This is a genomic window from Streptomyces sp. NPDC060194, from assembly GCF_042728285.1.
Taxonomy (GTDB): domain Bacteria; phylum Actinomycetota; class Actinomycetes; order Streptomycetales; family Streptomycetaceae; genus Streptomyces.
Genome location: NZ_JBHWZH010000216.1, coordinates 1 through 6,889, shown reverse-complemented (window position 1 = coordinate 6,889; position 6,889 = coordinate 1). Strand labels below are relative to the sequence as shown.

General features: G+C 75.9%; 4 protein-coding genes and 1 pseudogene. All 5 read right to left on the bottom strand.

Annotated elements, in window-relative coordinates:
* Positions 1–88: 88 nt before the first annotated feature.
* Complete coding sequence (locus tag ACFWEG_RS27595; protein ID WP_387220440.1) at positions 89–1,015, bottom strand: phosphoribosylaminoimidazolesuccinocarboxamide synthase; 927 nt, start codon at positions 1,013–1,015, stop codon at positions 89–91.
* A gap of 112 nt (positions 1,016–1,127) precedes the next feature.
* Positions 1,128–2,627: a N,N-dimethylformamidase beta subunit family domain-containing protein gene (locus ACFWEG_RS27590; RefSeq protein ID WP_387220437.1), complete on the bottom strand. Its 1,500-nt coding sequence runs from the start codon at positions 2,625–2,627 to the stop codon at positions 1,128–1,130.
* 180 nt (positions 2,628–2,807) lie between these two features.
* On the bottom strand, positions 2,808–4,511 hold the full coding sequence (locus ACFWEG_RS27585) for a hypothetical protein (RefSeq protein ID WP_387220434.1): 1,704 nt from the start codon (positions 4,509–4,511) through the stop codon (positions 2,808–2,810).
* Between the two features lie 298 nt (positions 4,512–4,809).
* Positions 4,810–6,078, bottom strand: a complete 1,269-nt coding sequence (gene purD, locus ACFWEG_RS27580; protein ID WP_387220432.1) for a phosphoribosylamine--glycine ligase — start codon at positions 6,076–6,078, stop codon at positions 4,810–4,812.
* 32 nt (positions 6,079–6,110) lie between these two features.
* A pseudogene (locus ACFWEG_RS27575) lies at positions 6,111–6,889 on the bottom strand (DNA polymerase III subunit gamma and tau); the annotation flags it as partial.

Genomic DNA, 6,889 nt, shown 5'->3' with positions numbered 1-6,889 from the left:
GGCCCCGGTCCCACGGACCGGGGCCTTCGTCGTACCGGGACGGGGCGCGCGGGCCCCCGCTCGGCGAACGCGGGGGCCCGGCGGGCGGCTACGACCAGGGCACCCCGGTGAGCTGCTCGTACGCCTCGACGTACTTGGCGCGGGTGGCGTCCACGACCTCCTGCGGGAGGGGCGGCGGCGGGGTCTCGCTCGCGCGGTCCCAGCCCGAGGCGGACGAGGTGAGCCAGTCGCGGACGTACTGCTTGTCGTAGGACGGCTGGGCGCGGCCCGGCTGCCAGGTGTCGGCCGGCCAGAAGCGGGAGGAGTCGGGGGTGAGCACCTCGTCGCCGGCGATGAGGGTGGGCGGGTTGCCGTCCCGGCCGGTGTCCCCGGCGGCGAAGCCGAACTCGAACTTGGTGTCGGCCAGGATGATGCCGCGCTCGCGGGCGATGTCCCGCGCCCGGCCGTAGACGGCCAGGGTCGTCTGGCGGAGCTGCGTGGCGGTCTCCGCGCCGACCTTGCGGGCGACCTCCTCGTAGCTGACGTTCTCGTCGTGCTCGCCGACGGCGGCCTTGGTGGCCGGGGTGAAGATCGGTGCGGGCAGCTCGGAGCCGTCGGTCAGCCCCTCGGGGAGGGCGAGGCCGCAGACCGTGCGGGTCTCGCGGTACTCGGCGAGGCCCGAGCCGGTGAGGTAGCCGCGGGCCACGCACTCGACGGGGACCATCTCCAGCGAGCGGCAGACCAGGGTCCGCCCGGCCCAGTCGGCGGGGGCGCCGGGCGGCAGCTCGGTGGAGATGACGTGATTCGGGACGAGCTCGGCGAGCTGGTCGAACCACCACAGCGAGAGCTGGGTGAGGACGCGTCCCTTGTCGGGGATCTCGGTGGGCAGCACCCAGTCGAACGCCGAGATGCGGTCGCTGGCGACCATCACGAGGTCGCCCGCCTCGTTGCGGTACAGCTCGCGCACCTTGCCGGTGTGGAGGTGCACCAGGCCCGGAACCTCGATCGGCTCGGGCTTTTCTACGAATCCGGACACGGTTCCCTCCCGTGGTTCTGGCCAAGGGCTCCGATTCTCCCGCATCCGGGGAGCGGACGCGGCCACCGGGTGCCTGGGGGTGGGTGGGACGCGGTACCCGTGAGGTGCCAGGTCACACGCGTTTGCAGATGTGGTCCAGGAGGTTGGCCGTCGCCCGCTGGATCCGCGGGTCGACGTGGCCGGGGCGGTCGAGGGCGGGCGACCACGCGAAGGTGCCGGACGCGAAGACGAGCGCGCCGGAGGGGGCGCGGTAGAGGGAGGTCTCCTGGTGGCGCAGGGCCCCTTCGTGGTCCTCGTAGGGGCTGTGCGCGAGCAGGATGCGGCCCTCGTGCGGCGGGAGCGCGGTGCGCGGGAAGTAGCGGTCGGCCTCCCCGGCGACGAGGCCGTCGATCTCGTCGCCGTCGAGCGCGCCGGTGGCGTCCCACAGCCAGTGCTCGGCGTTGCGGACGACCATCGGGGCCGGCTCGGGGACCCGGCCCGCGTACTGGATGCCCATCAGCTGCTGCTCGGGGCGGTCCACCTCGCGCCACAGGGCCGGCTTGCCCGGGCCGCGGCGCTTGCGGCAGGTCAGCAGCCGGTCGGCGACGCCGGAGGGCGAGGGGCTCAGCTCGACCTGCCAGTACATGGTGTTGGCGGAGAGGAAGACGAGCGAGGTGCCCCGGTCGCGGGCCGCCTCCGCGGTGCGGCGCATGGGCACCGACCAGTACTCGTCGTGGCCGGGGAAGACCAGGCCGCGGTAGCGGGCGACGTCGATGCGGCCGGCGTGCAGGTCGCGGGTGTCGGCGTAGGCGAGGTCGTAGCCGTAGCGCTCGGCCCAGCGGATGAAGTCGTAGGCGTGGCCCACGTGCAGGGGCAGGCCGGCGCCCGCGTAGGGGCGGTCGAAGGAGACGGTGACGGCGGCGTCGGACTCGCCGAGCAGCCGGCCCCGCTCGTCCCAGGCGTGGTAGAGGCTGGCGCCGGTGCGGCCGTCCTCGGGGTAGAGGTTGTACGCCTGCCAGGTGACGTCGGGGAGCAGGAGCAGCAGGTCGGCGGGATGGGAGTCGCGGACGGTGAAGGGGATGTGCGAGCGGTAGCCGTCGGCGGTGGTGAGGACGGCGACGTAGGCCCCGATGGACCAGTAGGTGGGGATCTGCAGCCGCCAGGACAGCCACCAGTGGTGGCAGGAGACCGTGCGGTCGGCGGTGAGCGGGGCCGGCTGGACGATGCCGGAGAGCCGGGGGCTGGTGGTGATCTTCGCCGCGCCGTCGCCGCCGTAGTGGCCGATCCGGTAGATGTCGACGCTGAACTGCTGCGGCGGGTCGACGGTGATGTGGAAGTCGATGGACTCGCCGGGGGCCGCGGCGCCGGTGGAGGTGAAGCCCTTGATCTGGCGGCGCACGTCGTCGGCGGTGCGGGGGCCGCCGGAGGAGCGCGGGGAGGGGATCATGCGGCCGTCGGCGGTGGGCAGGTCGACGTACCAGGGGACGACCTGGCCGGTGTCGTCGAAGTAGGTCTCGCTGCCGCGCAGCCAGGGCAGCGGCCCCTGGCCGAAGGGGTCGGACACGGCGTGGGCCAGGGCGCCCGACTCCCAGCGCCGGATCTGCTCGGCGCGCTCCGAGCGCTCTGCGCTCATGGGGGCTCCCCTCCCTCGGTGACGGTGCGGCCCGCCGCGCGGGGTGTGCGCGGTGCTCGCCGTGCGGCCGGGATCGCACCGGTCGTCCGGACGGCCGACACCAGCACATCACATAACGCACGCGACGCGTCACTGCTCGTCGCGAATCCGATGATGCGGAACACCCTGCTCCGCATCCGGTCAGACCAGCCGGACCGGCTTCTCGGCGCGGACGCCGAGCTCCGACAGCCAGTGCCGCAGGGGCTCCGGGTCGCCGTCCTCCACCAGGGACAGGACCGGGCTGCCGAGGTCGGTGCGCCGTTCGCCGTCGACGAGCAGTGCGGGGCCGTCGAGCCAGTCGAGCCCGGGGACGGCGCCGGCGGTGTCCATCGCGGCGCAGCAGACCATGGCGGTGACGTGGTCGGAGAGCAGCTCGCGCTCGGTGCGAGGGGGTTGGAGGGGGAACAGCGGCAGCGGCCCGTGGTCGAGCAGCGGGTCGGTGCCCGCGGGGGCGGCCGACGGGCGCGGGGCGGCGGCCTCCTCGCGGGCCACCTCCGCGGTGATGCCGGCGGCGAGGGCATCGCCCCCGGCGGCGAAGTGGTCGATGACCCGGGCGAGGGTCGGGCCGCTGCCGTAGGGGGCGTCCGCGGGGGCCGCGCCGTCCGGCTGCCCGCCGGCGGGTGTGCGCCGGACGCCGAGGCGGTCGAGGACCCGGTGCAGCCGGGCCGCCTCCGTACGCCACTTCCGGTCGACGACCTCCTCGGGATAGGCCTGCCAGTCGACCGGCGACCAGTCGGGGCCGGGGGCGACGGGGCCGCCGTGGAAGAGGCGGGCGGCGAGGAGGGAGACCGACTCGTCGATCACGCCGGGTTCCTCGAGCAGGTCGCAGGCCGGGCGCTCGCCGAGGCGGGAGGTGAAGCCGTCGGCCAGCCGGTCGCGGCGGGACAGCTCGGTCAGGGCGGCGACCACGCCGACGTCGAGCCGGGCGGGCCAGCGGCCCATCCGCCAGGCGGGCAGGGCGACGCGGGTGAGCAGGCGATCCCAGCCGGCGTAGGCGAGACCAATCTGCTCCTGGGCGACGATCCGCACCCCGTAGTCCACTCCCTGGGCGCGGTCCGCAGCGGCGGCGGCCACGCCGCGCTCCATCTCCGCGGCGTGCACCCGGCAGGCGCGCAGCAGCAGGCGGGCGAGGCGGGCGGTGGCGGCGCGGGCCGCGCGGGCGAGCCGGCCGAGGCCGGGTTCGGGCGGGGCGGCCGCCGCGTCGAGCCCGCGCAGGAAGCGGCGGGCGGCGGCTATGTCGGGGTGGGCGGAGGGGCCGGTGCCGGCGACGACCGGGGCGAGGATCGCGCGCAGCTCGCCGACGCGCATCCACCACAGGAAGGGGGAGCCGATGACGAGGACGGGGGCGGCGGTGGTCCTGCGCCGCCCGCCCCGGGAGGGCCCGCCGGACTCCTCGGGCGGGGCCGTCGCGGGGTGCGTGCGGTCCTCAAGCCAGCTGTCGCAGTCCGGGGTCAGGGCTATCGCGGAGGGCGCGGGGACGTCGAGCCGGTCGGCCAGCTCGCGCACCAGGCGGTAGAGCTCGGGGGCGGCGGACTCCGGGACCGGCACGGTGGGGGTGACGGCCGGGCGGGCCCGCACCACCGCGAGGCCGAAGGCCGCGGCGGCGAGCAGGACGACGGCGGCCAGCGGGGTCAGCACCCAGCGGGCCGCGTCCCAGCCGGCGCCGAGCAGGTGACTCGTCAGGAGGCCCGCGAGGAGGACGACGGCGACGGCCGCCGGCAGCAGGGCCACGGCCAGCGCGCGGCCGCGGACCCGCAGCACAGCGAGGGCGCGGTCCCGCGCGGACGGCGTCTCGCGCTCCTGGCGTGCGCCGACCCGGTCTTCCCTGCTCCCGGTACCTGACACGGCCGGACCTCACCCCCTCCTGTCACCGACGGGCTGCGTTGCTCACTCCCCCACTGTGGCACTCGCCACTGACATCGCAATGCCGATGGGCCAAGTGCCGGAAAGCCTGCGCCGCACCCTAGTTGGGGGTGCGGCGCGCGTCATGCAGATGAGCTGGCGCTCACCCGATGGAATGGCTTTGGGTAAAGGTGCTGGCATTCGGTGGACAGCCGGGGTGTCGTCTGGGAAGGGCCTGGGCGATACGTTTCGCCGCCCGCGCCGGGCCTTTCGGGGGCTTCCCGCGCCGCCCGGAGGCCCCCTACGCCCGGCCCGCCTCCTGCGCCACCTCGGCCGCGATGTCGCTCCGGTGGTGCGAGCCCTCGAGCCCGATCCGCCCGACGGCCGCGTACGCCCGCGACCGCGCCTCGGTCAGGTCGGCGCCCGTCGCGGTCACCGAGAGCACCCGGCCGCCGGCGCTGACCACCCGGTCGCCGTCCTGCTTCGTCCCGGCGTGGAGGACGTAGGCGTGCGGGGCGTCCTGCGCGGCGACGTCCGCGAGCCCGTCGATCGGGTCGCCGGTGCGCGGGTCGGCCGGATAGCCGTTCGAGGCGATGACGACGGTGACGGCGGCCTCGTCGCGCCAGGCGAGCGGGGGCAGCACGTCGAGCGAGCCGTTCGCGGAGGCGAGCAGCACGCCGGCCAGCGGGGTGCGCAGCCGGGCGAGGACGACCTGGGTCTCGGGGTCGCCGAAGCGGGCGTTGAACTCGATGACCCGCACGCCGCGCGAGGTGATGGCGAGCCCGGCGTAGAGCAGCCCGGAGAAGGGGGTGCCGCGGCGGCGCAGCTCGTCCACCGTCGGCTGCAGGACGGTCTCGAGGACCTCGTCCACCAGCTTCGGGTCCGCCCACGGGAGCGGCGAGTAGGCGCCCATGCCGCCGGTGTTCGGGCCCTCGTCGCCGTCGAGCGCCCGCTTGAAGTCCTGGGCGGGGGTCAGCGGGACGACCGTGACGCCGTCGGTGATCGCGAAGAGGGAGACCTCGGGGCCGTCGAGGTACTCCTCGATGACGACCCGCTCGCAGGCGAGCGCGTGCGCGCGGGCCTCGGCCAGGTCGGTGGTGACGACCACGCCCTTGCCGGCCGCGAGCCCGTCGTCCTTGACCACGTAGGGGTCGCCGGTGCCGAAGGCGTCCAGCGCCTCGTCGACCTCGGCCGGGGTGGTGCAGACGTAGGAGCGCGCGGTGGGCACCTCGGCCGCGGCCATCACGTCCTTGGCGAAGGCCTTGGAGCCCTCGAGGCGCGCGGCCTCGCCGGACGGCCCGAAACAGGGGATGCCCGCCTCGCGCACCGCGTCGGCGACGCCCGCGACCAGCGGGGCCTCGGGGCCGACCACGACGAGACCGGCCTCCAGCCGGCCGGCGAGCGCGGCGACGGCCGCACCGTCGAGCTGGTCGACCGGGTGCAGCTCGGCGACCTCCGCGATCCCGGCGTTGCCGGGGGCGCAGTGCAGGGCGGTGACCGCGGGGTCGAGGGACAGTGAGCGGCACAGGGCGTGTTCGCGGGCGCCGCCGCCGATGACAAGGACCTTCACACGGCTCAGCCTATCCGCCGAGCGGGCGACCCCTACTCGTTGGTGTATTCCTCCACAACCGTCGCCCCCAGCTCACGCACGATCAGCTCGTGCCCGGTGAGCGCGGTCTCGTCCAGATCCGGATCGTCGTCCTCCGGCACGTCGTCCTCGACGGACACCGGCGGCCGCACGTCCTTTACGGGTTCGGGGGCGCGGTACGCCTCGGTCGCGGGGGGCCGAGGAGGCTGGTCCGCCGTCGGCCGCGGCGCCGTGGGGTGCGGCGCGGGGGCGGCCGGGGGCGGGGAGTACGGCTGGGGGGCCGGGGCGGGCGCCGGGGCGGGCCGGGGGGCCGGGGCCGGGTTGCCGTACCCGCCCGTGCCGCCGCTGCCGCCGAAGCCGGTGGCGGCGGGCGGCGGGGCGGAGCCGCCGGTGGGGTCGACGATCGCCTCGATCTTCCACTGCACGTGGAACTGCTCGGACAGCGCCTGGCGCAGCACCTCCTCGCTGCCGCTGGAGGCGAAGTTGTCCCGCGCACCGGCGTTGATGAAGCCGAGCTGGAGGGTGGTGCCGTCGAACCCGGCCACCTGGGCGTTCTGGCTGAGCAGGATCCAGGTGAAGCGGCGGCGGTTCTTCACCGCGTCGAGGATGCCGGGCCACATGGAGCGCACCTGCGAGGTGTCGCCGGAGACCACGGACGGCGGCGCGGCGGGGGCCTCGGGGCGGGTCGGCTGCGGGGCGGGCCCCTGCGGCGCGGGCGCGGCGGGCCGGCCGGGGGCGGTCGGCCAGCCGCCGGGGCGCTGGGGGGCGGCGTCGGCCGGGCCGGTGCCGGCGG

What these genes read in the sequence shown, in the direction of transcription:
- ACFWEG_RS27590 (WP_387220437.1), bottom strand. Translation starts at nt 2,627, where the DNA reads ATGAGCGCAGAGCGCTCGGAGCGCGCCGAGCAGATCCGGCGCTGGGAG.